The organism is Belnapia sp. F-4-1, from assembly GCF_000802185.1.
GTDB lineage: Bacteria > Pseudomonadota > Alphaproteobacteria > Acetobacterales > Acetobacteraceae > Belnapia.
The window spans coordinates 2457792-2482513 of sequence record NZ_KN676113.1; the positions used below are offsets into that span (position 1 = coordinate 2457792).

18 protein-coding genes and 1 pseudogene are annotated in these 24722 nt (G+C 66.1%); 11 read left to right on the forward strand and 8 right to left on the reverse strand.

Going from position 1 to position 24722, the window contains the following annotated elements:
* Positions 1-475: 475 nt before the first annotated feature.
* Positions 476-4357 (reverse strand): glycosyltransferase, encoded by a 3882-nt coding sequence (locus LH62_RS29315; protein WP_160299826.1) that lies wholly within the window; start codon positions 4355-4357, stop codon positions 476-478.
* Between the two features lie 1440 nt (positions 4358-5797).
* On the opposite strand from LH62_RS29315, the pseudogene LH62_RS29320 reads away from it, so the two are divergent.
* A pseudogene (locus LH62_RS29320) lies at positions 5798-6590 on the forward strand (IS5 family transposase).
* 261 nt (positions 6591-6851) lie between these two features.
* On the opposite strand, the gene LH62_RS11735 reads toward LH62_RS29320, so the two are convergent.
* Entirely contained in the window at positions 6852-7886 is a 1035-nt protein-coding gene (locus LH62_RS11735; protein WP_082012519.1) for a tripartite tricarboxylate transporter substrate binding protein, read from the reverse strand.
* Positions 7887-8459: 573 nt separating this feature from the next.
* On the opposite strand from LH62_RS11735, the gene LH62_RS32340 reads away from it, so the two are divergent.
* The gene (locus LH62_RS32340; RefSeq protein WP_255359991.1) at positions 8460-8591 is read left to right on the forward strand and encodes a hypothetical protein; all 132 of its coding nucleotides are present in this window, start codon (positions 8460-8462) and stop codon (positions 8589-8591) included.
* A 332-nt stretch (positions 8592-8923) separates the two neighbouring features.
* Here the strand turns inward: LH62_RS32340 and LH62_RS11740 are convergent, their stop codons facing one another.
* Positions 8924-9724, reverse strand: coding sequence for a MetQ/NlpA family ABC transporter substrate-binding protein (locus LH62_RS11740; RefSeq protein WP_043361462.1), 801 nt, complete (start codon positions 9722-9724; stop codon positions 8924-8926).
* Positions 9725-9874: 150 nt separating this feature from the next.
* Here LH62_RS11740 and LH62_RS30310 point away from each other — a divergent pair, with 150 nt between their 5' ends.
* Positions 9875-10768, forward strand: a complete 894-nt coding sequence (locus LH62_RS30310; RefSeq protein ID WP_144404459.1) for a peptidoglycan-binding domain-containing protein — start codon at positions 9875-9877, stop codon at positions 10766-10768.
* On the opposite strand, the gene LH62_RS32345 is transcribed toward LH62_RS30310, so the two are convergent.
* Positions 10728-11096 (reverse strand): tyrosine-protein phosphatase, encoded by a 369-nt coding sequence (locus LH62_RS32345; protein WP_052214258.1) that lies wholly within the window; start codon positions 11094-11096, stop codon positions 10728-10730. The genes LH62_RS30310 and LH62_RS32345 overlap by 41 nt on opposite strands.
* The gene (locus LH62_RS32710) at positions 11042-11509 is read right to left on the reverse strand and encodes a tyrosine-protein phosphatase (protein ID WP_082012520.1); all 468 of its coding nucleotides are present in this window, start codon (positions 11507-11509) and stop codon (positions 11042-11044) included. The genes LH62_RS32345 and LH62_RS32710 overlap by 55 nt, the downstream gene beginning before the upstream one ends.
* A gap of 205 nt (positions 11510-11714) precedes the next feature.
* On the opposite strand from LH62_RS32710, the gene LH62_RS11750 reads away from it, so the two are divergent.
* The 7 genes from LH62_RS11750 to LH62_RS11780 all read left to right on the forward strand — a co-directional run bounded on the left by LH62_RS11750 (position 11715) and on the right by LH62_RS11780 (position 19291).
* Complete coding sequence (locus LH62_RS11750; protein WP_043361465.1) at positions 11715-12860, forward strand: TRAP transporter substrate-binding protein; 1146 nt, start codon at positions 11715-11717, stop codon at positions 12858-12860.
* Between the two features lie 70 nt (positions 12861-12930).
* Positions 12931-13578: a TRAP transporter small permease subunit gene (locus LH62_RS11755; RefSeq protein WP_052214260.1), complete on the forward strand. Its 648-nt coding sequence runs from the start codon at positions 12931-12933 to the stop codon at positions 13576-13578.
* Positions 13579-13583: 5 nt separating this feature from the next.
* Entirely contained in the window at positions 13584-14990 is a 1407-nt protein-coding gene (locus tag LH62_RS11760; RefSeq protein ID WP_043361466.1) for a TRAP transporter large permease subunit, read from the forward strand.
* 40 nt (positions 14991-15030) lie between these two features.
* The gene (locus LH62_RS11765) at positions 15031-15702 is read left to right on the forward strand and encodes a hypothetical protein (protein ID WP_144404460.1); all 672 of its coding nucleotides are present in this window, start codon (positions 15031-15033) and stop codon (positions 15700-15702) included.
* A 236-nt stretch (positions 15703-15938) separates the two neighbouring features.
* Complete coding sequence (locus tag LH62_RS11770) at positions 15939-16784, forward strand: hypothetical protein (protein WP_043361470.1); 846 nt, start codon at positions 15939-15941, stop codon at positions 16782-16784.
* Positions 16785-16797: 13 nt separating this feature from the next.
* The gene (locus LH62_RS11775; protein WP_043361472.1) at positions 16798-17478 is read left to right on the forward strand and encodes a Fe2+-dependent dioxygenase; all 681 of its coding nucleotides are present in this window, start codon (positions 16798-16800) and stop codon (positions 17476-17478) included.
* An 832-nt stretch (positions 17479-18310) separates the two neighbouring features.
* Positions 18311-19291, forward strand: coding sequence for a tripartite tricarboxylate transporter substrate binding protein (locus tag LH62_RS11780; protein ID WP_043361473.1), 981 nt, complete (start codon positions 18311-18313; stop codon positions 19289-19291).
* Between the two features lie 114 nt (positions 19292-19405).
* Here the strand turns inward: LH62_RS11780 and LH62_RS11785 are convergent, their stop codons facing one another.
* Complete coding sequence (locus LH62_RS11785) at positions 19406-20584, reverse strand: hypothetical protein (RefSeq protein ID WP_043361475.1); 1179 nt, start codon at positions 20582-20584, stop codon at positions 19406-19408.
* A 292-nt stretch (positions 20585-20876) separates the two neighbouring features.
* Here LH62_RS11785 and LH62_RS11790 point away from each other — a divergent pair, with 292 nt between their 5' ends.
* On the forward strand, positions 20877-22118 hold the full coding sequence (locus LH62_RS11790) for an ABC transporter substrate-binding protein (RefSeq protein ID WP_043361477.1): 1242 nt from the start codon (positions 20877-20879) through the stop codon (positions 22116-22118).
* A 9-nt stretch (positions 22119-22127) separates the two neighbouring features.
* Here the strand turns inward: LH62_RS11790 and LH62_RS11795 are convergent, their stop codons facing one another.
* Both LH62_RS11795 and LH62_RS11800 read right to left on the reverse strand, forming a co-directional pair.
* Positions 22128-23753 (reverse strand): NAD(P)/FAD-dependent oxidoreductase, encoded by a 1626-nt coding sequence (locus LH62_RS11795; RefSeq protein ID WP_144404461.1) that lies wholly within the window; start codon positions 23751-23753, stop codon positions 22128-22130.
* 44 nt (positions 23754-23797) lie between these two features.
* Complete coding sequence (locus tag LH62_RS11800; protein ID WP_043361479.1) at positions 23798-24601, reverse strand: glucose 1-dehydrogenase; 804 nt, start codon at positions 24599-24601, stop codon at positions 23798-23800.
* Positions 24602-24722 lie beyond the last annotated feature (121 nt).

Genomic DNA, 24722 nt, shown 5'->3' on the forward strand with positions numbered 1-24722 from the left:
TACGGACCGAGGACCACCGGATCACCGAAGTGGCCATCGTCGCCAATGTGCCGAACCGCATGCTGAAGGCGGACTCGATGCGCTCCGCTTATCGACCCATGCAACAGGCTGGCACGTCACCCACGCCATGCTCGCGCTGGCCTTCCGCGCTGCCATGACGGTGCGGTCACCAAGCTCGATCAAGCACCGTCACTGACAGCAGCACCGACGCGGAACACATGCGTAGGCTCAGCGAGATAAACTAGCGCGGCCGCTCATCGAAGGCACAGAACATCAAGTGCCAGTCACGCTCGCCGCCGCGCAATCCAACCTTCTCCGGACCAGATCCCGCTCCACAGCCCCTACGCCGCAGCAGAGCGATACGGTTCGCGGAACAGGCAATGCTCGGTTCGCCGCAGGGATGATGCTACGCAGGATCCAGTAACCGTCGTGTTCCGGATCCCCCGTCGCCCCCTCCTGTTCATCGCTGCCTTCACTAGCGGATAGGAGAGTGGGAAGCGCGACTACTGCTTCGCTTCGGTTGGGGAAGGGCACCGCCCCAGACCTCGGCGACCCGCGCGATGCGCCGGGCATCGTTTTGGGGTTCGTGGGTTTGATCGGCAGATGTTTCTTCGACCCGTATGCAGGCGGCCTTCGCAAAAGCGTCCGCCGGCTCGTCGAGTACACGCCGGAGCGCCTGCCGAAAGTGGTCGGCGCCGTGTTCACGACTTATACGCACCCCCGCCGCGTCTCGCATGCTCGTCCATGCCGCTGCATCTCCGTACAGGGCAACGACCTCGCGAGCGAGTGCTTCAGGATTGTCCTCAGCCACCATTTCAACGCCCGCGTCGAAGGTCATCTGGCGCGCCATCAAACGCGTGCCTGCGCAGGGCAAGCCGGCCGCTGTGGCTTCCAAGATCTTTATCGGGACGCCCGCAGCAAAGCGGATTGGTGCGACGAAAATGCGGGCAGCATCATACAAAGGCCCAAGGTTATCGACGGAGCCGACGAGGCGAACCCCTGGCTGGAGGAGTTCCTCGTGTTCCTGATGAACGCGGCCTGCGACGGTAAGAGTGACCCCAGGCAACGCTTCGCGGACCGCCGGCCAACACTCCCGAATGAACCACAAGAGGCCGTCCCAGTTCGGGGCTGTTTTCTCCAGCAGGCGTCCTACGAAAAGAAAACCATGACGTGCGTCGAAGCCCGGCGCCCCGACCCGGGCCGTTGTCGGATGGCTGAGGACGCAAATCGGCACTGGCGCGGTTTCCGGCAAGTGTTCACGGAAGACCTTCGCCTCCTCCTCGGAAACGCACACCACGGCGTCCGACCCTGCGCAGAGTGCTAGTTCGGAGCGGATCAGCCCGTCGGCTTCCTCCCGTGACAGGGGCGTGCCCAGGACCCTCGCCTGCTCAATCTCCCGCAACGAGAACAATGCTTCCGCGTCATAGATCACGCGTGTGCCGCTTTGCGCAAGAATGTCTGCCCCGCCGGTCTGCTTCAAGGTGGCCATATTGTGAGGGCGGCTGACGAGAACCGCGTCGAAATAGCCCGCGCGCGCTGCGAGGAAGGAAGCCAATCCCGGGCTGCCGCCATTGACGACGATCTCAATCTCCCGCGGGATCTCGCGGCGTGTTGCGGCCCAGTCCACCTCTGCCTGGTTCGTTGGATAGAAAGTCACCGACCAACCCGCTGCAGCGATGGCGGCAAGAATCTCCCGGAGGCGCGGGAAGCCTGAGCCAAGCGAGTTCAGCGGGACGAAATCATCCATCACAAGGAGACGGCGGCGGGCGCGTGCCGGGGTAGCATGACGCCCGATGAGGACGTTGCCCGGCGCGGGCGGGAAATGATGAGTCAGGAGGCGAGTCGCGTGCCGATGGCGGAACGTCCTGCGGTTCCGCATCGAGAGTGCGACGGCGTCACCTCGCTTACCTTCGCTGCCGAACTCGAAGTGGTCTACGACCGCGTCCGGCTCGAAGACGGTGCGAAGGCCTATCTCGCGTAGCCGTAGGCAGTAGTCTACCTCCTCGTAGTAAGCGGGCGCGTAGATCTGGTCGAAGCCACCAAGCCGCTCCCAGGTAGCGCGCGGCGTGAGCAGGAAGGCGCCGGAGCAGTAATCCACGTCACGTTGGAACATCGCCTCGCCTGCTTCGGGCACCGCGTCGCGGGCATATCCTTGCGTGCTGCCATCCGACCAAATGATGGAGCCAGCCTCCTGAAGCTTCCCGTCCGGAAGCACGAGGCGGCCGCCTACGGCACCAATGTCGGGGGCGGAGCGTAGGGTTGCAACAGCGGCGCTGATCGCGTCAGGCCTGACGAAAGCGTCGCTGTTGAGGAGCAGGAGGTCGCGCCCTCGCGCAGCGGCAGCGGCACGATTCGTCGCCAGCAGAAATCCTTCGTTCACCTTGTTTCTGATGACCTGGATGCCCTCTACCTGAGCAAGTAGGGCGGCTGTCTCGTCCGTCGAGTCGTTATCGACGACGATCACTTCAAGTCGCTCTTGCGCGGCGAGCAGCGCTCGAAGGCAGCGGAGGGTAAAGTACGCCTTGTTCCAAACGGCAATGAGGACCGACACCTCAGGTTCGTTGAAGTGCTCGAAGCGAAGCTTTTCGCCGCTGGCGAGGAACTCGCGCAGCTCCTCGGCCGCGAAGCCGCCCAGCACCGCCTTGGCCTCAGGCGCAGCGTTGGGAGTGGGCACGGGCTGAGAGGATTCCAGCGGCTCTGGCGACACCGCGTCGGTCGGCTGGTGGTCCGAAACTGCTGTGCCATGAGTTTCTAATTGGAGCGGTCTGGCTTCGTCCGCAGGAGGAACAGGAGAGTGAAGTGTGGCAAGCGAGGCGGCCGCTGCACGCCGCGAGGCCAAACGGCTTGGAAGCTGCAGCGTGACTGTCCACCAAACGGCCTTTACCGCGCGGCGTGCGACGCGGCGCACTCCGGGGCTGTGCTCGAGCGCCTTGCGGATCGGTTGCGTGGCGCGCCAGGTTCCTGAGAAAAGAACTGTCTGGAGCTGCGCCTCGAGCCCTGGAACACGAGAAGCCATGGTCTGGAGCTGCGCCTCCAGCTCCGGGACGCGTGAGGCTATAACTTCCATCTCGCGAGCCCAGCGCGCTCCGGCTACCAAAGCCACTCTTCGCGCCTCGCTTTCGGCAGCAAGTACATCGATGAGTTCTTTCAGCCTTTGGGTTTCGGAAAGCGCCGCTACGAGCCCCTGCTCCGCTCGAAGTCGTCCCGTTTCAGCAGTCTCACGAGACTTCCGCGCTGCAGTTCGTTCTGCCGCCAGCGCCGCCGCCGCCGTCGCCGCTGCTGTCGCTGCTGCCGCTGCCGCTGCCGCGCGCCCGGCGATTTCCACCTCCAATTTCCGCGCGTATGCGTCGGCTTTACCGAAGGCCGCTGACAACTGCTCGTTCAGCTCGCGCTGAGTTCGCTGAGCCGCGAGCGCCGTCTCCGCCGCAGCACGGTCGCGTTCGGCGATTTCCGCTTCCAGTTTCCGCACGTATACGGCGGCTTCATCAAGGGCCGCTGATCGCTGCTTGCTCAATTCGCGTAGCGCCGGTATTTCGGTCAGCAAGACCTCGATCGCGCTGGTTTCGACAAACAGGCTATTCGGGAGGTCGTGCTCGGAGACGTCTGACGCAAGCGCGACAAGGTATACAGGACGCGGTAGTCCGTCGTTCGCTTCGAAACGTGTCCCGCGCCGCTCAAAGGTGAGATGACCGTTCGTTCCCTGACCCTCGGAGATAAGGGCCGAGCCGACTACAGTTCTCTGTCCTTGAATTTGGATGTGGCGAAAGTGCCGACCGAGAAGCGTGGCGAATTCCTGCCGTGTCAGCTCATGGATGTGGAAGGGATTCGGCGGTGTGCCAGCGGGAGAGTATACGTCTCGCTCGGGCGAGCTGATAAGCAGCTGTCCCCCCGGTCGAAGAACGCGGCGGATCTCGGACAGGAAACGCTCGTGCTCGTAAAAATGCTCAATCGTTTCGAACGAGACGACGAGGTCTACGCTCGCATCTTGTACCGGTAGGACGCGGGCATCTCCTTCGACGAAGCGGAGGTTTGGAGCACGGTACGACCGCGCGGCATGGGCAACAGAGGCAGGATCGAGTTCTACGCCGACAACCGACCGCGCGGTCTGGGCAATGAACGCGCTGCCGTAGCCTTCGCCGGAGGCGACGTCGAGGACATCCAAGCCACGGGCGAGCTGGCGCGCGAGCAGGTAACGATGAAGGTGCTCGATCTCAACTTGCGCACCCGCCCCTCCGGTCAGCCGTTCACCAGTCCACTCCAGAGAGATCTCGGGCACGACCTGCTCAAACAACTCACCCATTTTTACGCCTTTACAAAAAAGCCTATCATCATGCGATTTGGACAGTCCGGAAGGCAAGCTGCGGACCATCCTGTCGTTGGGCGATGCCGATGGCAGCCATGTTAAATGGACCTTGACCTAGCCCAAGCTCCGCCACCTGACCGTATCCAAGCAGTATTCGCGGGGACTTCTCGGCTCCACGGCTTCGATACGGAGTGGCGGCAAGGGATTTGTCCAACACGCTGTCCCTTTGGCGAGAGAAAGGTAGCGTTGCCCGCTGGACGCCGCGCGACGCCGTACTCCGCGACAAGCCTTGGGAACCCTACCACGTATGCCGGACCGCAAGCCGCTCGAGGTTTCTCTGCGGAGCGTATGTCCAGCACCGTCGTAAGGTCGATTTCTGCGGGCGATCGTATGGCTTCGCCCTCGGAGCGCCGTGATGGCTGAAGGGTCTTCCTCCGGTCATGAGACAGGCAGCAGACCGCCACATTGGGTAGGGTGAAGCATGGGCGACCGCCGTGAGCGGGGACGCTGCAACATTCCCACTTGGTACGCACTGGGTAGGGGACGTGCACGACCGTACGCGACAGGCGGGAGAGATCGAACCGGCCGTCGCTGTAGGGCAGTGATAAACATCCACCTTTGGATAGGTGTCGCCCGCGTGGCTCTGGAAGCTGCCGTTTGCGTCGAAGATGCCTCCGGCAGCCCTGATGTTCAGCATGCGCAAGTAGATGAAAGGAGACTTTCCAGCCAAACCCCACATCATGTTGGGTGTTGCGATCGGTGCCATCGACTTGGGACCATGCACCGCCGTCGCAGGCATTCTGGCGTTGTCGTGCCGCTCTCGGTGCCGATTGACGAGTCTCTTCCTCGGCATCAGGCACCATTCGGACACCACCTCAAGCCCGCGGACGAGGCAGTCCATGAAGCGGTCGCTGCGGTGAATCGGGCAGACATGCAAGGCTTCGATGACCTCCGCTCAAATGCATCACAGAGGCGCCTTACAGCTTGGGGCGCCTCGCCGATTTTTACATTACGGCGGAGTGCGGTTGCAAATTGCGGTAGTCTTGCGAAATTCGTGGCGAACCGCAAACGGCCTGGATGGCAGGCGCTCAAGCAGCAATCTGGGACAACTTGCAACAAAAAAGGTTTGTCCCGCACGTCGCGTCCGACGATCTTCCAAAACTGTCTTTTTACCCACCATCATCTCGTAGCCTGCCAGTGTCTATCACGCCGCCTGGAAGCTACCGAAGCCAGGTCCCGGGCCAACTGTATTACGTGCCGGTGGCCTTGTTCCGCGGTGTTTTTGAGAAACCTGATCTGGCATGGCCGCGAGCGTCTCTACAGGTTGCCATCCGCCTTCGTCTGCTGAATGGCAAAGGGGTAGGCGGGATCCTTGTCCGCCATGACGGTGCATCTTGAAGGACTGCTTGATGCACCCGGGACTGTCCGCCGCCACCTCGCCATGTCCCGATTTAGAGCACCTAACGAAGCCGGGTATGGCGCGTGCTGGGTGGCATGAGCAGGCCCCTTGTCCCCGATGCGCTTTGGGTGGTGGTGGAGCCGCTGTTGCCGCCTGAGCCGCCGAAACCGAAGGGCGGCCGTCCTCGCTGCCCGACCGTGCGGTCCTTACCGGCATCCTCTTTGTGCTGCATTCGGGGATCCCGTGGGAGATGCTGCCCCAGGAGATGGGCTGCGGGTCTGGCATGACGTGCTGGCGCCGACTGAGCGACTGGCGGGAGGCTGGCGTATGGGGCCGCCTCCAGCGTGCAGTCCTCGACCGCCTGGGGCGGCGTAACGCCATCGACTTTCGGCGCGCCGCCCTCGACAGCGCGTCGGTTGCGGCAAAAAGGGGGGCACGCAAACGGGGCCAAACCCGACCGACCGGGGCAAGCCGGGGTCGAAGCGCCATGTCCTTACCGATGCCAACGGCATCCCGCTCGCGGTCCGCCTGACAGGCGCGAACGCGCATGACAGCGTGACGCTGGAGGAGGTGGTCGATGTCGTGCCTCCGTCCTGGAGCAGGCCCCGTCGGCGACCCGGCAAGTTGCATGCCGATAAGGCCTACGATCACCGCGCTGCCGCAGGGCCCTGACCCTCCGCGGCATCCAGCCCCGGATCGCACGGCGCGGCATCGGGAGCTGCCAGGTTGGGATGGCACCGGTGGGTCGTGGAGCGCGCCCTGGCCCGGTTCAGCCAGTTCCGACGGCTGGCGATCCGCTACGAGCGGCGTGCCGACATCCACGCCGCCTTCCTCACCCTCGCCTCCGCCACCATCGCTTGGCGCTTCGTCCAGCAGTGGTTCTGTTAGATGCTCTTGGGGCGATGGACGTCGCGGCGGAGCTGGCGCTTGGTCGGGAGGACGAAGCGGCGCTCGACCTGGTCGACCCAGGACACGTCAGTCAGCGTAAGGCGGGCGCCAGCACGACCAGAGCGTGGCCCCAACCGGTGGCACTTCTAGCGTCCGGCGAGTGGTATCGACGATCGAGTCATCGCCAATTCTGCGCGGCGTACCGGGCTTCGGATCGTTCAACAGCCCATCCCGGCTGATACGCCGCAAAGATGCCGTCCGTCAGTCAAGCTTCGCGCCTGAGGCTTCCACGAGCTGCCGCCAGATCGGCGTCTCACGTTCGATCTTATCGACGAGCGCCTGTGGCGTGACAGACGGTTCGGCGATGAAGCCAACCTCTCGCATCCTTTCCCCTAGCTTGGAATCACTGCCCGCTCGCAGGGCCGCGGCATGCAGCTGCTTGATCATCTCCGGGGCTGTTCCGGCAGGAGCCATCAGCGCCTCCCAGGCGCCAATGTCGAGCGTTCCCAATCCAAGGTCTTCGAATTCCGACATGGCGGGGACGGAGGGAAGCAACGCGATCCGGCGTGCGCTCCCAACGGCCAGCGCTGTCACCTCACCCTGGGAGATGAGCGGCATCAGGGCCGGCGTCAGCTCGAACATCATATCAATGACGCCAGCCTGCAGGTCGGCAACCGCAGGGGCGGCCCCACGATAGGTGACGTGCAATCCTCGTACAGCGGTAGCCTTCTGCACCGCCGCCATGGTCAGGTGCGCAGTGCTTCCCACACCCGCGGTACCGAAGCGCAATCCCTCCGGATTGTTGCGTGCCCAAGTGACCATGTGGCGGAAATCGGTCCAGCCATGCCGTGTGGCGGCTTGCTTGTTGACGGCACATACAACAGTGCCCGCGCTCAGCTGACTGACCGGAGAAAAGTCGGCCTCAGGATCGAAGGGCAGGTGGCTGTAGAGCGTCTTGTAGGCACAAAGTGTGGTCATGCCGATCACGCCGAGGGTCGTGCCGTCCGCGCGAGCCTTGGCGACATAATCAGCTCCGACAATGCCGGCTCCGCCGGAGCGGTTGTCCACCACCACCTGTTGGCCGAGAATCGGCTCCATGCGCTCCGAGAACAGGCGTCCTACCAAATCCACGGCGCCACCAGCCGGGTAGGGGACGACGAGCCGAATGGGCCGCCCAACGGAAGTTTTCTGTGCCTGGGCAGAATGGACGGCAGGAGCCATAGCTCCCAGTGCCAAGCCCAGTCCAACCCTGACCGTCTGCCGGCGAGGTATCACGGGGGGCGGGCATTCGGACATCGTTTTACTTCCTCATGGCCTTTATGGCCGGCCAACCGTAACGCCGGCGGCGCGAAGGCGTTCTGGTCCTTGTGTGTCCCGATAAAGCACCTGGCTTACCTGTCTCGACTGAACCCTCCATCGCCCAACGATCTTGTTGCACCGGTCGCCTGCCCTGGTGGCTTTGGATCGGTTTTGGTGGGGCGCGTCCCTTCGACTAGGCAGGGTTCATCTCTCGTGCTGTCCGAAGTGAACGCCATCCGGCGGCATCACATCCCGAAGCGGAAGCACCCGGTCCTCAACGAGCTGAATACGATGCCGGCCTGCGAGCTCGCGGCAGCCTGACGAGTTGGTTCACGCCCGAGGTGGCCGAAGCCTTAAGCGCCGGGCCGCATAGTGGCCAAGTGGGCAGTCCTCATATTCAGCCTTGGCGAAAGCCACAGCCCTGACGCTATAGACAGTGTTCCGGCTGGCGTTACGTCAGACGAAGGGGCTGATCGCTTACATCTGCGACTGCTTGGCCTCGATCCGTCGGTGCCAGACCACTCTACCCTGAGCAGCTAGGCCGAGGCGTTGGTGGTACCGCCACCGGAAATGGGTAGCGAGCCGGGGCATCTGCTGGCGGGCAACACGGGGCCGGAGCTCTGCGGCCAGGACGAGTGGCTGGAGCAGGAGCACGGCAGCAAGCTGCGTTGGAAGCCTGGCAAATGCTGCACCGTGCCGTGACGCCCGAATGCGGCGCCAGGCGAGGCCGCGAAGACCACCCTGACACAATGCGATGTGCATCTAGGATGTATCGCCGAGCGGGGCTGCACGACTTCGCAGCGGGATTCGGGCTATGACTGGCATGTCCTGCTGGAGTGCAGTTGCAGGGATGCGGGTCGTCGTTCACTGACCACTGCAGCCTACCTCAAGGACCCGACCGACCCGGCCTGGGCGCAGGACTCCGGCATGCTCGAATGGCGAGCCTTCAGTGCTAAGAATCGCTCCACCGCGCGAGAACATCCATCTGCAGATGCTAAATTTCATGCGGATGAGGGGAGACGGCCCAGATACCATCACGATCCGGGAATGACCGCGCCGCCAAAGGCCTGTTCGACGAATTCACGCACCGTCGGAGCGCGGTAGCCGTCCGCCAAGCGGCGGGCCCAGGGCTGCTCTGCGTCGGCGCGGCGGACCACAACGAGGACGGTGTAAACGCTCAGCGCCGTCTCCCGCACCAGAGCGTCGCGTAACGGGTTTAGCCCGGCGGGGACGGCGAAGTTTCCAGTGATGGCGGCGGCATCCACATCCTCAAGTGAGCGGACGATAGCCGCTGCTTCCAATTCGATGATGCGCAGCCGCTTCGGGTTATCGGCGATATCGGCCACCGTCGCCCGATGGTCGGCGCCTAGACGAAGCCGGAAAGCGCCACCTTCTGCCAGCAGCAGCAGCGCGCGGCCGCCGTTGGTCGGGTCGTTCGGGATAGCGATGCGGCCGCCGGCCGGCAGCGCATCCATGCTGCGATGTTTACGGGAGAAGACGCCCATCAGCGTCAAAACGGTCTTGCCGACGGGAACGAAATCATAGCCTCGCTGGGCCCGCTGCGCCTCAAGGAAGGGCAAGTGCTGGTAGGCATTGGCGTCGAGGTCTCCGGCCGCTAACGCAGCGTTCGGCTGGATGAAGTCGCCGAACTCAATGGCGCGGGTGATGAAGCCGTCTTGTGCTAGTGCCCGCTGGACGACCTCGAAGGTTTGGGCATGGACACCCTGAGTGACGCCAACCCGCAGCGGGCGGGCGGTGGTGCCGGGGACGGCCGGCTGGGATGCAGCCAACCCAGGTATCAGAGTGGGCAGAGCGAGCACGAAGCGACGCAGCATCGGGATGCTTCCTTCAGCAAGAAGAGAAACGCCGGACCAGCCAGTCCTGTCCCCATCCGGTCCAGCGCTGCAACGCAGAGCCGCCCGGCTTGTTTGCTCGGAACATCAAGGCCTCACCGGCGTTGAAAGATGCCGGAAGTTGGAGCGTGAATGGAGCAGTTGGGTGCCTTTGCACAAGGTTCGGAGACACTAGAGGCTGCGCGCCTGGTCCGCCGGCCCGGTCTGGTAGCAGAGCTTCAGACACGGCTCGCACATCATGGATTGCTCGACCCGCCTGCGAATGGCCTCTTCGATCCCGTCACGCAATGGGCGCTCGGCGCCTTCTGCTCTGCGGTTTGCCTGCCTTTCAACAACGAGTTGACGCCACCCGTCGCCGCCGCGCTGCGTCAGCAGGCTCCCGCGCTGCCACTGAAGCCCGGTAACAGCCTGGCCGGGCGGATCGCCGCAGCTTTGATCCGGTGCAACCACTGGATTTGCCGTCATCCCGAGTGCGTCAATATTGTTTATGTCGAGGGCATGGACGAGCAGGGATGCGAAGTGCCCCGCCGGCATGACGCCTTCGATGATTTGCGGCTGCTGCTGCGCATTGGGTCTGGAGGGTGCCCGAAAATCGTAGGCGCTTGGTGCGCGACGACCGCCTCGGGCCGCCTAGCAGTGGAAACGCCCGCTGAGCCCGAAGGTGCGCCTCGCCTTGCCGCGGGGCAGCATCGCGTATGGGTTGTGGGCCGAACGGCAATCGGAACGGCGCTGGAGCAGGAGGCGCTTGTTCAGGTCCTACCCGTGCTGGTGACACGGAATGCCGACAGGGACTTCCAGCGCAATGGTGATCCAATGGAGCGCGGCATCTTCCTCATTGACCAGCATGGCGGCCATGACGCGCCGCGTGAGCGTGTTGGCGGCATCGGTGCGGGCTGCCTGGTCGGCCGTAGCCAAGCCGGACATGGCAGCTTCATGGCAAGACTGCGGGATGATCCGCGCTGGCGCGTGAACGCTGCCCATGTCTTCACGACGTCCATCCTGCAGGCGAAAGACGTGACTGGCTGATCGGGCCTCTGTCACACGGGGCCCCTCGGCGAGTTCCGGCGGCGTGCTTGCGGCACCAGATGCGATTGGTGTCGAGGTAGTCCTCAATGATATCATTGCAGGCGACGCCGAGCGCCAGCAGCAACAGCGCCGTGCCGAAACCGGTGCAGTCTTTGCCCGCCGAGCAGTGGAAGACGAGCGGCTGTCGCATCGGATCGGCGATGAGCGCCAGCAATCGGTGGTAGATCGGCAGCTTCTCTGACGCATGGGCCGTATAGGCGCGGCCGAGCAGCGTCAGGACGTCCTCGCCAGTCGCGCGACCGGTCGCCAGGATGTCCCGCCGAGACAAGTCGACCGCTCGATCGGCAGCCTCACCACCTCCGGCGCGAACGAGGGCAGGCGAGAGGGGGTCTTGGCGCTCTCGGTCACGCCACGCAGATCCAGTACGGTACGAAGACCAAGCGCCACGAAGCGGGGTAGATCCGCATCCGTGAACGCGCCCAGCGAAGGCGCACGAAATACCTGGCCCACGCGAATGCGCCGCCTGCTCTGCGCACTGTAGCCGCCGATGTCACGCATGTTGCTGCAGCCCTGAAGTGGCGCCCGCCGGGCAGGAACTCGGCGCTGTCGATCACCTGAGCGGTCCTCGAGATTCAGGCGGCGCTTCTCGAACGAACTGCCTACCGCGTCCTCGTGCCCTGAAGGCGTTACGCCGCTACCCGTCACGGCTTTTGGAGTTAACGATGCCCTCATGGGCCGCATGTTCCGTCCAATGGAGATTGGTCGCGGATTCGTGACGGTCGGGAGAAAATTCCAGGATGCACAACCATGGGCTGGCGCTGCATCGGATCGGCTGGTCAAGTAGCCCAAGATGGCATTGCGGTCGGGTTGGCGCCGCGTTATCTAAAACGGTAAGGCAATGGCGATTGGGCACTTCAAGCCCGACGCCTTTCCGCAGGGAGAAAACATGTCCGATACCGAGACATTGGTTCCTGGGCGTCGTGGCCTGTTGAAGGTCGCCGCGATCGGCACCGTTGGGACGGCCGTACTGGCTGCGCCGAATGTCAGCCGCGCCCAGACCGTGACGCTGCGCTTCCAATCTACTTGGCCGCAGCGCGACATCTTTCACGAGTTTGCCCAGGATTACGTGAACCGCGTCAACGCCATGGCTGGCGGCCGGCTGCGGTTGGAGTTGTTGGCGGCCGGCGCGGTGGTCGGCGCCTTCCAGTTGCTGGATGCGGTCTCGGCCGGAACGCTCGATGGCGGGCATGGCGTTTGCGCCTACTGGTTCGGCAAGAACAAGGCCTTCAGCCTGTTCGGCACCGCGCCGCCCTGGTTCGGCGATGCCAACCAGATGCTCGGCTGGTTCTACCAAGGTGGGGGAGAGGCGCTGTACCGCGAACTCACCCAGGACGTGCTGAAGGTGAATACGGTCGGCTTCTTGTCCGGCCCGATCCCGACCCAGCCGCTCGGCTGGTTCAAGACTCCGATCGAGCGGGCGGACCAGATCCGCGGCCTGAAATACCGCACCGTTGGCTTGGCCGCCGATCTCATGAACGAGATGGGCGCCGCTGTCGTCTCCCTGCCAGGCGGGGAGATCGTGCCGGCGCTGGAGCGTGGGGTGATCGACGGGGCGGAGTTCAGCAATCCTTCCTCCGACCGGGTCCTCGGCTTTCCTGACGTCGCCAAGACCTACATGATCCAGAGCTACCACCAGCGGGTGGAGAGCTTCGAGATCCTGTTCAACAAGACCCGGTACGACAGCCTGCCGGACGAGCTGAAGGCGGTGATCCGGCATGGCGCCGAATCCGCCTCGGCCGAGATGAGCTGGAAGCTGCAGGACCGCTTCTCGCGCGACCTCCAGGCCATGGCCCAGCAGCAGGGGGTGAGTGTCCGGCCGACGCCGCGCCCGGTGCTGGATGCGCAGCTGCAGGCCTGGGACCGGGTCATCGCCAGGCTGGAGGCCGATAACTCCTCCCCGGTCAATGGTCCGCTGTTCAAGAAGATATGCGACAGCCAGCGTGACTGGTGCCGGCGGGTCGGTAATTTCTTCCTGCGCTACGAAGCCAGCCCGGTGATCTCCTACAATCACTTCTTCGCCCGCCAGGGCTGAGCTGCGCCAGGCCAACCCCGCCGTCCGGCAATGCCGGGCGGCGGGTTCCGTTCGAAATGGGGGGACGCGCATGCAGCGCCTGCTGCTCGGCATCGACCGGCTCAGCACCTTCGTCGGCCAGACCTTCGCCTGGGCAATCCTCGTGCTGACCGGCGTCGTGGTCTACGAAGTCTTCGTCCGCTACGTCTTCCGCGCCCCGACCAGTTGGGGCTACGACGTATCCTACATGCTCTACGGCACGCTGTTCATGATGGCGGGCGCCTATGCGCTGTCGCGCAACGGGCATGTGCGTGGTGATTTCCTGTACCGCAACTTCGCCCCGCGGACCCAGGCCTGGTTCGACCTGGTCCTGTTCGTACTGTTCTTCTTCCCGGCGATCTTCGCCTTCATGATCTCCGGCTGGCACTTCTTCGCCGACAGCTTCCGGCAGAACGAGCGCAGCATGTTCTCCCCGACCGGTCCCGTGATCTGGCCCTTCAAGCTGCTGATCCCGGTAGTCGGTGTGCTGCTGCTGCTGCAGGGGCTGGTGGAGGTGGTGCGCTGCATCCAATGCATCCGCAGCGGCGCCTGGCCGCAGCGCCTCTCGGATGTGGAAGAGTTGGAACAGCAGATCCTGGCCGCCGCCGCCGAGAAGGACCCCGAGCTCCTGGCGCGCGAGATGGCCGCGAGCGGACGGATCCCCGGCGAACGCGCCGCCGACGAACACACGGGACGATAACCCCCATGAGCGATGGCGTGCTGGGCCTCACCCAGCTTTTCCTCTTCCTGTTCTTCATCATGCTCGGTTTTCCCATCGCATTCACCCTGATGGCGATGGGCCTGTTCTTCGGCTATCTCGGGATGCAGGAACGCATCTTCGACCTGCTCGTGCAGCGCACCTACGCCATCATGGCGAATGACGTGCTGATCAGCGTGCCGCTCTTCGTCTTCATGGGTTACATCATCGAGCGGGCGAACATCCTCGACCGGCTGTTCCGCAGCCTGCAAATGGCCTCGGGCAACATCCCCGGCAGCCTGGCGGTGGCGACGCTGGCGACCTGCGCGCTCTTCGCCACGGCGACCGGCATCGTCGGCGCGGTGGTGACCTTGATGGGGTTGCTCGCGCTGCCGCCGATGCTGCGCGCGGGCTATGACGTGAAGCTGGCAACCGGCGTCATCGCGGCTGGCGGCTGCCTCGGCATCCTGATCCCGCCCTCGATCATGCTGATCCTGTTCGGCGCCACCGCGGGCGTCTCGGTCGTGCAGCTCTATGCCGCGGCCTTCATCCCAGGCGTGATGCTGGCCGGCCTCTATGTCCTGTATGCGGTGGGCATCGCCATCGTGAAGCCCGAGGTTGCGCCGCGGCTGCCGCCCGAGGAAGTGGCAGTGCCGTTCACGACCATCCTGCGGTCGCTGATGAGTTCCTTCCTGCCGCTTGCGCTGCTGATCGCCCTGGTGCTGGGCTGCATCCTGCTGGGCCTCGCCACGCCTTCGGAGGCGGCGGCGATGGGGTCGCTCGGCGCCATCGTACTGGCCGTGATCTATCGCAGCTTCACCTGGGGCAAGCTCAGGGAAAGTGTGTTCCTCACCGCCCGCACCTCCGCCATGGTGTGCTGGCTCTTCGTCGGCTCGGCGATATTCTCGTCGGTCTTCGGATATCTCGGCGGCCAGGCGCTGGTGGAGGAGTTCTTCAAGTCGCTGCCGCTGAACCAGTTCACCTTCATGGTTCTGGCGCAGCTGCTGATCTTCATCCTCGGCTGGCCGCTGGAGTGGACCGAGATCATCGTCATCTTCGTGCCGATCTTCCTACCGCTGCTCGACGATTTCGGCGTGGACCCGTTGTTCTTCGGGGTGATGATCGCGCTGAATCTGCAAACCAGCTTCCTCTCGCCGCCCGTCGCCATGGCGGCGTTCTACCTGAAGGGCGTGGCGCCCAAGCATGTTCGGCTGGAACAGATCTTCGCCGGCTGCATGCCGTTCATCTACATCGTGGTGACCTGCATGATCCTGGTTTATGTCTTCCCCGGGCTGGTGACCTGGCTGCCGGAACGGCTCTATGGCGGTGCCAGCGATGCACCGACGATCAACATGGAAGCGCCACCGCCGGGAGGATTTGCAGAGGACGAGATCGCGTTGCCACCGGCGCAGTAGGCGCATGCGGGAGGCGACGCGGCGACAGGCGGCAGCCTGCTTGGCTGAGGCTTTCGAAACCGGCAACCCGCTGGCTGCGCTGCCGGGCAACTTCGTGCCGGGCAGCGTCGCGGAGGGTGATGAGCTGGCGGCCCTGATGCTGGAAGAGCTCGGCCTCGCCACTTGCGGAATCCGCTTGGCCTTGGGGCTGGATGGAGTGCGGCTCGCCGGACCAATGCTGGAGGGACGGCTGCTGCCCGACGGAGCCAGCCTGCCCCTGGCCGCGTTGCAACACGCGCAGGTCACCGCGGCATTGGTTGCGGTCCTGGCCGAAGCGTTGCCCGAGAATGGCCAGGGGTTTCCGGCCTTCGCCACGGTTCATCCGGCCATCGACGTGACGGGCAGCCGCTTTCGTGACCCACCGGCGAGCTTGGGCCTGCTGGCGGCCGATCTAGGCGGCCTCGGCCATGTCGCCGCCGGCCGGGGCGGCCCCCTTCCTGCAAGCAGCGTTGCCGTCACCCTGGCTGCAGCAAGGCGGCGGCCGCGCGGTACGGCGGTGGACCTGCAGGCAGCGCTGGCGCTGGCCGTGGATGCGGCTCGGCATTCGGGCGGGCTTCCGGCCGGGGCGGTGCTGGTGGTGACCGGGCTTTCTCCAGCGGTGGTGCCGGAAGCGGGGCTGAGCCTGGCAGCCAGCTTCGCCGGACTCGGCCGAGCCAGGCTTGGCTTCAGCTGAGGCCGCTATCGGTTCGAGTCCGGTGTCAGCACCTCCACGATATCGGGAGGAAGGTGCCGGCCGCCACCCGCTGGAACCTTTCTTTCATGGTGATTGCCACTGAGGCATCCTCGGCGCGCCGGTTGGATCGTGGAGGATTGCACGGCAGGTTCCGCTTGCGCCGCACTTGCCCCGGTCGCCCGCACTTTCCGAGCTGCGCCAAGCCCTTTCACGCCCGATTGCGATAGGAACCCCGTATGACCGACAGCACAAGCGACGTATCGCGTGCCAGGCTGCACGCCGTCACTCGCCGCACCAAGCTCTGGCTCGGCCTCGGCGCCTTTGTAACCATCGGCGCATCCGACACCCTGGTGCAAGCCGCGCCGGTTCCAACCTCGCCACAGGCAGGGGGAGGCGGCGAGGGTGGTGAGGGAGGAGAGGGGGGCGAGGGCGGGGTGGACGCGGCGCGGGCTGCGGGCGACCCGATTGCCTTCCTCCTCGCTCTTGACGTGGTCGCGGCTCACTACCTTGCCGGCCGTCGCGCCTATGACGCTGGCAAGGCAGCCGCCGCAGCTGAACTCTTTGCGCACCCGATCAGCGAGATTTACGCCGAACTGGAACCGGTGTTCGAGGCGCGCGGCGTGCCGCCCTTCCGGGAAGCGATGGAGGAGGCCTCGACGCTGGCGCTCGACAAGGCACCGGTTGGCCGAATCGCAGATGCCGTGGACCGCGTCATCGCGGCACTCGCTGCGGCGGAGGCCAGGGCGCCGGGCACTGGCGCGACACTCGGCGTCAGGGCCCGGGTCGTTGGCGAGATGGCGGACCGCGCAGCCCTTCAGTACACGGCCGCCCTGCGCTCTTCGGAGGACGAGCCCTACCTTGATGGCTTTGGCCTTTACCTCGCGGCTCGAGCTCGCGCCGAGCGCGTCGCGCCCGAACTGGAGCGCGCCGGCCACCAAGCTCAGGCTGCGGCGATGCGGTCGGGGCTCGAGACGCTGGCATCGGCCTACACAGGCGTTGATCGGCCGACCGCGCAGGTCGAGCCAGGCTTGCTGTCCGCGGGCACGGCACGGTTGATGCTGGTGCTGGCCGATCTGCCGTGAGGAGCCGCTCACCATGATCCTGCCGATTGCTGGCGTGCTGGATGCCGGAACGCTGGCGCGCGTCCGTACGCGGCTCGCCGAGGCCCGTTTCGAGGACGGGCGGCGCACCGCTGGCTGGCACGCGCGGGAGGTAAAGGCGAACCAGCAGGCCGCGGAGGCGGACCCTGCAACGCGGGAAGCCGCAGCCATCATATCCACAGAACTATTGACCAACCCGGTATTCCGCACCGCAGTTCTGCCGCGACGGTTGCGGCCCATCCTGTTTGCGCGCTATCCGGGCGAAGGTGCCTATGGAACGCATACCGACGACGCGCTGATGGGCTTCACCGACCCGACCGGGCCGACGCGCGCCGACGTCTCCGTCACCATCTTCCTCTCCGATCCGGAATCCTACGAGGGCGGCGAACTGGTGATCGATGGCATCGGGGGTGAGGCCGCTTATAAGCTCGATGCTGGGTGCGCGCTGGCCTATCCGGCGACTACCCTTCACCGCGTGGCACCTGTTACCAGGGGTGAGCGGCTGGTCGCTGTAACCTGGGCGCAAAGCCTCGTGCGCGATGTGGCGTCGCGCGAGATGCTGTTCGACCTCGACACGGCACGCCGTGCCGTGTTCGCCGACCGAGGCAATGACGAAACCTTCCGCCTGCTTGCCAAGACCTACGCTAACCTGCTTCGCCGATGGGCCGAGACGTGACGCTACGCCGGCCCTTCCCGAGCGGTGCGACGCTCACCATATCTCTGTTACCATGCGTCAAATACTGACCGCGGCCTTGGCCGCCCTTGCCCTTGCAGCCTGCGCGACCCGCGCAGGTTTCGACGCCCGCCAGTCCGCCCTGATTGGTCGTTCCGAGGCTGACCTGGTCGCCACCCTTGGCGTTCCGGCCCGCACCTATGAGGCAGGGGGGCGGCGTTTTCTGCAGTATGAAGAGCGGCGCCTCGTCACCTATCCGGGTTCGCCTGGCTTCTACGGACGGTATGGCCGGTATCTCGGTGGCGGCTTCGCACCCTGGATCGAAAGCCGGTCCTGCGATGTCACTTTCGAACTCCATAGTGGTCGCGTAGTGGGCTTCAATGCTCGGGGGAACGACTGCGTCGCACCACCGCCGTCCTCCACGGTCGCAGTTCTGTAGGGATCGGCCTGGGTGCTGGCTGGGGTTCTCGATGCGCATGGCAGCGACGTGCTGACTAACCAGGCCGGCCGCGGCCCCTGGCTTGAGCTTTCCGTGGATGGCAAGCGCCAGGAATCCAGCCCCCAACTACGCCGCCTTGCCTCGCGGATGACGCCAGATGGGCGGCGCCGAAGCCGCTGCTCCCTTTTCCGCTCACCGCCCGATGGGCCTTCCTGTTTCCTTTGACACGGCCTCCACCACGGCGCTGACTTTCCTGAGACAAGAAGGAAGTCGCCGAGGCATCTGCGCCCTGCCGCGATGCCCTGCCAGGCGGTCTGGGAGGAAGGACGGATGCCGATACGCAATTGCCGGCCGTGCGGGCCTGCGACATTCAGGAAGCCGCAAGCCGGGCCGCTTGTGACCCATCGCCGCAACCTGCTGGCGGCACCCGCCCTGGCCCTAGCGCTGCGCCCGCTGGGGGCCGGTGCCCAGGGGCGTTACCCGTCCCGTCCCATTCAGCTCCTGGTGCCCTGGGCAGCCGGCGGCGGCACGGATGCCGTCGCACGCATGGTCGCCGTCCTGCTCGAGCGCGATCTCGGCCAACCCATCGTCGTGGTGAACCGCACCGGCGGCCAGGGCGTCGTCGGCCATGCCGCCATCGCCGGCGCGGCGCCCGATGGCCACACCATCGGCATGCTGACGCTCGAGATCGCCATGATGCACTGGGTCGGCCTGACCGAGATCACCCCGCGCAGCTACACGCCGATCGCGCTGCTGAACCAGGATCCGGCGGCGGTGATGGTCAACGCCGCCTCGCCCCATGCGGATATCCGCGCCCTGGCCGATGCCTTGCGCACGGCGCCGCCGCGCCGGTTCAAGGGCAGCGGCTCCGGCCGCGGCGGCAGCTGGCACCTGGCACTCGTCGGCTGGCTGCGTGCCATGGGCCTCGGTGCCGAGCACGTGCTTTGGGTTCCCGTCGAGGGCGCCGCGCTGGGCATGCAGGAACTCGCGGCTGGCGGCGTTGACCTCGCGGCCTGCTCGCTGCCGGAGAGCCGGAGCATGATCGATGCCCGGCGCGTCCGGCCCCTCGTGGTCATGGCGGCCGAGCGCAACGCAGCCTTCCCCGAGGTGCCGACGCTGAAGGAGGCGCTCGGCATCGACTACGCGGCAGGGCTCTGGCGGGGCATCGCCGGCCCTCCGGGCCTGCCGGCCGAGGTCAGGCAGATCCTGGGCGCCGCGCTCGACCGCGTCTACCGCTCGGAGGAGTTCCAGGCCTTCATGACGACCCGCGGCTTCGGGACGAGCTTCGCCGATGCCGCGGGCTTCGCCGCCTTCATGGACCGGTCGGACGCGGCGATGGGCCAGGCGCTGCGGGATGTGGGCCTGGCGAAGGGCTGACCGGAGCGGCGGGGGGAGGGGAGGCGGACTCTCCCGCTGGCGGTGGCACCGGCTCCGCCGGCAGCCCGGCGAATTCGCGCCGGACCTCGCAGATCCAACACATGCGCGACCTCCTCAGCCAGCCGAGGGGAACAGCCGCGCGGAGGCGAGGCGCGCGCCTTCGGCCAGGCTGCGGAGCTTTGCCCAGACCACGTCCGGCGCCACGCGCCCGCGGCCGGCCGAGGTGTCGAAGCCGCAATCCGTGCCGACCAGCACCCGGCGCGGGTCGCCCACCGCCCGCGCCACGCGCTCGATCCGCTCGGCCACCACTTCCGGGTGCTCGACGAAATTGGTCAGCGTGTCGATCACCCCGGCGACCATCAGCTGGTCCGCCGCCAGCGGCATGCGCTCCAGGCAGCGGACCTCATGCGCATGGCGCGGATTGGCGAAGGGCAGCACCAGGGCGCCGACATCGGCGCGCAGCAGGATCGGCAGGATGTCCTCGAGCGGCACGTCCCGGTCGTGCGGCGCCTCGTAGTTGCCCCAGCAGACATGCAGCCGCACCCGGTCGCGCGGGATGCCCGCCAGCGCGCGGTTGATCGCCGTCACCACCCGCTCGACGAAGCCGAGGAAATCCGTCAGCGGACGGTCGCGGTAGGAGCAGTGCCGCTCCAGCGCTAGGTCGGGGCAGTCGAGCTGCAGCACCCAGCCGCGCGCGACGACGGCGCGGTACTCGACCGCCAGCGCTTCGGCCAGCGCCGCCAGATAGGCCTCCTCTGTGTCGTAGTGTCGGTTCTGCACGATGGAGGCGATGATTCCAGGCGAGGGCGCGGTCAGGAAGGCCTCGGCATAGCGCCCGGTCGCCGGCGCGAGCGCGGCCGCGAAGTCGTCGCACTCTGCCTCGATCACCCCGGTATCGGCATAGGCAACGGGGCCGATGGCGGCGGGCAGCAGGGCGGTGTTGCTCACTGCCTCCTTGGTGCCGGCCTGGCGGGTGAACTCGGCCTTGAACTCCGGATAGGCGTCGATATCGGCGAAGGTGGTGCGGATGCTCTCGCCGCCGATGCCGGTGAGCCGATGGCGGAGATAGAGCGCGAAGCTGTCCCGCTGCTGCTCGCCGTTGTTGATGACGTCGAGCCCGGCCTCGATCTGGGCCGGGATGATGCGTCCCAGCGCCTCCCGCCCGGCTGCGTCGATCGCCGCCGGGTCCACGGCCTCGCCACGGGCCCGGCGCGCATAGAGCTGCGTCAGGCCGGGCGGCCGCGGCAGGCTGCCGGTATGCGTCGTAAGGATGCGGTGTTCGGAACGCTGCATGATGTCGGATTCCCCCGCGGTGCCGCGCCAGCCAGGGCGAGCCCGTTGCAGGCATCATAAGGCCCCGGGTTCGGTGGAGGCCATCCGGGATGGGCCTTGCGCATGCAGGCGCGGCTGATGCCTTTGTGATCGCCGGCCCGCAGTCCCACGGTCCGCTACGGCGGCGTCGGACCCGGGGTGCGGGGCGGTTACGCTTCGCGGCTCCGTCGTGTACAGGATTTCCCCAAGCCGGCATGGCGACGGGCGCCGCGCATCGCGGCCCCGAATCGTCGGCGGCACCACGGGAGGACTCATGACCATCGGCCGGCGTGCCCTATTCGGCGCTTCATCTCTTGCCCTGCTCTCCGCACCCAGGCTTGCCAGGGCGCAGCCAGCAGACAACCTCATCCGGCTGGGCGCGCTGACCGACATGTCCGGGCCCTACAAGGATGTCGAAGGGCCCACAGGCACCGCATGCGTGCAACAGGCGGTGGCGGAGTTCACCGCGCAGAACCCCGGCATCCGCGTTGAGATCGTGCGTGCGGATCATCAGAACCGGCCGGATATCGCAAGTGCTATCGTCCGGGAATGGATCGACCGGGCCGGGGTCGACGCCCTCGTCCAGGTCGGCAACACCGCCGTGGCGCTGGCCGCCAATACCGTTGCGCGTGAAAAGGACAAGGTCCATCTGAACACGGGCGCCCTGTCCTCCGTGCTGACCGGCGCCCAATGCTCCCCCAACCTCGTGCACGGCCCGCTCGACACCTGGGCCATGGGGCATGCCACCGCCACGGCGCTGACGAAGGCGGGCGGCGACAGCTGGTTCTTCGTCACGGCGGATTATGCCTTCGGCCACGCCTTGCAGGAGGATGCATCCCAGTTCGTCCGGGCTGCCGGCGGCAAGGTCGTCGGCAGCGTGCGGCACCCATTCCCCGGAACCACCGACTTCGCCTCCTTCCTGCTGCAGGCCCAGTCGAGCCGGGCCAAGGTCATCGCGCTGGCGCATTCCGGGGTGGACCTCATCAACTGCATGAAGCAGACGCAGGAGTTCGGCCTGACGCGACGCGGCAACAAGGTCGCCGGCCTGGGTGCCTTCATCACGGATGTCGCCGGCATGGGCCTGCCGCTCGCCCAGGGCCTGGTGCTGACCGAAAGCTTCTACTGGGACCTGAACGACCGCACCCGCGCCTTCTACAACCGCGTCAAGCCACGCTTCGAGCGGCCGACCGTATTGCCGAACTCCCTGCATGCCGGTGCCTATGCGGCAACCGTCCATTACCTCAAGACGGTGAAGGAGATGGGCGTGGCCGAGGCCAAGCGGTCGGGCCAGCGGACGGTCGAGCGGATGAAGGCGATGCCGACCGATGACGATGCCTTCGGCCAGGGCATGATCCGCCAGGACGGGCAGATGATCGTCCCGGTTCACCTGTTCCAGGTGAAGACGCCGGAGGAGAGCCGCAACCCCGCCGACGTCTTCAAGGTGCTGGAGACCGTGCCGGCCGAGCAGGCCTTCCGCCCCCTTGCGGAAGGCGGTTGCCCGCTGGTTCGGACCTGACGGTGCCGTTCACGCGCTTCGCATGAACCCAGGGTAGCCGGCGGCGGCGACCTCGTCGCAGATGGCGCGGTAGCGCGCCATGCCGCCGGCATAGGGCATGAAGACGCGCGGCTTGCCCGGCACATTGGCCCCAAGATACCAGGAATGACGCGCCTGCGGCAGCAGGGTCGCCTGCGCGGCCTCGTTGACCTGCGCGACCCAGCCATCCATCGCGGCCTCCGTCGGCTCGATCCGCGCCAGGCCCTCGGCGCGCAGCCGGGCGATGCAGTCTGTGATCCATTCGACATGCTGCTCGATGGCGACCGGCATGTTGCATAGCACGGAGGGGCTGCCCGGCCCGGTGACGGTGAAGAGGTTCGGGAAGCCCGCCACCTGCAGGCCCAGATAGTTGCGCGGCCCGGCCTCCCAGGCCTCGGCCAGGCTCCGCCCGTCCCGTCCCTCGATGTTCATCCGCAGCAAGGGGCCGGTCATGGCATCGAAGCCTGTGGCGAAGACGATGATGTCGAGCGGATACTCCGCCGCCGCGGTGCGGATGCCGGCGGGCATGATGCGCTCGATCGGCGCCCGCCGCAGATCGACCAGCGCGACATTGGGGCGGTTGAAGGTGGCGAAGTAGTGGCTGTCGATCGGCGGACGCTTGGCGGCATAGGGATGGTCGATGTCGGCCAGCAATTCCGCCGTCGCCGGGGCCTGCACGATCTCGCGGATCTTGTCCTTCAGGAAGGCCGCCGCGGTGTCGTTCGCCTCCTTGTCGATCAGCAGGTCGCGGAAGGCAGCGCGGAATTGGAGGCCGCCCTTCGCCCAGGCCGCCTCGTAGATCGCCTGGCGCTGCTCGGCGCTCACGTCCCAGACCGAACGGTCCTCGATGACGAAGGGGTGGCCGTTCGGCGTGCTCTGCATGATGCGCCGCAGCTCGGCATGGTTGCCCTTCACCCACTGCTTGAAGTCCGGCGTCAGCGGCGCGTTGTGCGCCGGCACGCTGTAATTCGGCGTGCGCTGGAACACCGTGAGATGCGCCGCCGCCTCGGCGATGACCGGCGTCGCCTGGATGCCGGTGGAGCCGGTGCCGACCAGGCCGACGCGCTTCCCGCTGAAATCGACGCCCTCATGCGGCCACTGCCCGGTGTGGTACCAGCGTCCCGCGAAATCGCCGAGCCCGGGGATCGCCGGCACATTCGCCGTCGAAAGGCAGCCCACGGCGGTGATGAGGAACTGCGCCGTCAGCGTCTCGCCCGCCTCCGTCGTCACCGTCCAGAGATTGGCCGCCTCGTCATGGCGCGCGCCCACGACGCGGGTGCCGAAGCGGATGTCGCGCTTCAGGTCGAAGCGGTCGGCGACATGGTTCAGGTAGCGCATGATCTCCGGCTGTTCCGGATAGCGCTCCGACCATTCCCACTCCTCGAACAGCTCCTTCGAGAAGGTGTAGTTGTAGGAATGGCTTTCGGAATCGCAGCGCGCCCCCGGATAGCGGTTCCAGTACCAGGTGCCGCCCACGCCATCGCCCGCCTCCAGCACCTGGACGTTCAGGCCCAGCCGGTCCCTGAGGCACAGCAACTGGTACAGGCCGGAGAAGCCGGCGCCGATGATGAGCGCGTCGAAGCTCCGGGCGGCCGGAGCGGGCGTCATGTCAGGCATGGGGTTGATGCTCCTTGGAGTCTCGGTTCGAGCGGGAGTTCGGCTCAGGCCGCAGTCACGCCGCCATCGACCACGAGGCCGGCGCCGTTCATGTAGCCGGCGTCGTCGGAGGCAAGGAACACGATGCCCTTGGCGATGTCCGAGGCCATGCCGAGACGGCCCCACGGGACCGAATCCATTGCGACCTTCCGCGCCGGGGCGGTGTCGTTGCTGCCGGTCCGCTGCGCGCGGGCGACAAAGGTCTGCTCGCCCATATCCGTCTCGATCACGCCGGGATGGATGGAGTTGACGCGGATCCGGTAGCCCTTGCGCCCGAACTCCAGCGCGGCCGACTTGGTGAACAGCGTCACCCCGCCCTTCGTCATCGAATAGAGCGGGTCGAACTGCGAGCCGACGATGCCGGCGATGGAGGCGAGGTTGACGATGGCGCTGCCATGCTCGGAGGAGGCCGCCGCCTCCCGCAGCGCCGGCACGGCAAGTCGGGTACCGAGGAAGACGCCGGTCATGTTGACGGCGACAAGCCGGTCCCATTCCGCGAGGGTCACGTCCTCGATCGACTTGCCGATGAAGACGCCGGCGTTGTTCACCAGGATGTCGAGCTTGCCGAACCGCGTGGTGGCAAGTCCGATGGCAGCCCGCCAGTCCTCCTCGCGCGTCACGTCGAGATGGGCGTACTCCGCCTGGCCGCCCTCGCCGCGGATGGCCTCGACGGTCGCCCGCCCGGCCTCGTCGAGGATGTCGGCGACCACCACTGCCGCGCCCGCCTTCGCCATCAGCCGGGCGGCCTCGCCGCCGATGCCGCGCGCCGCGCCCGAAACCAACGCAACCTTGCCGTCGAGCCTGTTCATCGATGCGATTCCGTTTCTTGGACGAAGGGATGCTCTGCTTGGCATCTCTCGCACCAGCTTACGGAACCGGGAACCCGGCCGATAGTCGGCTCCCGTGCCATCGATGAGGTATGGCGGGCCA

What these genes read in the sequence shown, in the direction of transcription:
- LH62_RS11775 (WP_043361472.1), top strand. Translation starts at nt 16,798, where the DNA reads ATGATCCTGCCGATTGCTGGCGTGCTGGATGCCGGAACGCTGGCGCGC.
- LH62_RS11770 (WP_043361470.1), top strand. Translation starts at nt 15,939, where the DNA reads ATGACCGACAGCACAAGCGACGTATCGCGTGCCAGGCTGCACGCCGTC.
- LH62_RS32340 (WP_255359991.1), top strand. Translation starts at nt 8,460, where the DNA reads ATGGGTAGCGAGCCGGGGCATCTGCTGGCGGGCAACACGGGGCCGGAG.
- LH62_RS11790 (WP_043361477.1), top strand. Translation starts at nt 20,877, where the DNA reads ATGACCATCGGCCGGCGTGCCCTATTCGGCGCTTCATCTCTTGCCCTG.
- LH62_RS11760 (WP_043361466.1), top strand. Translation starts at nt 13,584, where the DNA reads ATGAGCGATGGCGTGCTGGGCCTCACCCAGCTTTTCCTCTTCCTGTTC.
- LH62_RS30310 (WP_144404459.1), top strand. Translation starts at nt 9,875, where the DNA reads ATGGAGCAGTTGGGTGCCTTTGCACAAGGTTCGGAGACACTAGAGGCT.
- LH62_RS11785 (WP_043361475.1), bottom strand. Translation starts at nt 20,584, where the DNA reads ATGCAGCGTTCCGAACACCGCATCCTTACGACGCATACCGGCAGCCTG.
- LH62_RS11800 (WP_043361479.1), bottom strand. Translation starts at nt 24,601, where the DNA reads ATGAACAGGCTCGACGGCAAGGTTGCGTTGGTTTCGGGCGCGGCGCGC.
- LH62_RS11740 (WP_043361462.1), bottom strand. Translation starts at nt 9,724, where the DNA reads ATGCTGCGTCGCTTCGTGCTCGCTCTGCCCACTCTGATACCTGGGTTG.
- LH62_RS11795 (WP_144404461.1), bottom strand. Translation starts at nt 23,753, where the DNA reads ATGCCTGACATGACGCCCGCTCCGGCCGCCCGGAGCTTCGACGCGCTC.
- LH62_RS11735 (WP_082012519.1), bottom strand. Translation starts at nt 7,886, where the DNA reads ATGTCCGAATGCCCGCCCCCCGTGATACCTCGCCGGCAGACGGTCAGG.
- LH62_RS11755 (WP_052214260.1), top strand. Translation starts at nt 12,931, where the DNA reads ATGCAGCGCCTGCTGCTCGGCATCGACCGGCTCAGCACCTTCGTCGGC.
- LH62_RS11750 (WP_043361465.1), top strand. Translation starts at nt 11,715, where the DNA reads ATGTCCGATACCGAGACATTGGTTCCTGGGCGTCGTGGCCTGTTGAAG.
- LH62_RS32710 (WP_082012520.1), bottom strand. Translation starts at nt 11,509, where the DNA reads ATGCGGCCCATGAGGGCATCGTTAACTCCAAAAGCCGTGACGGGTAGC.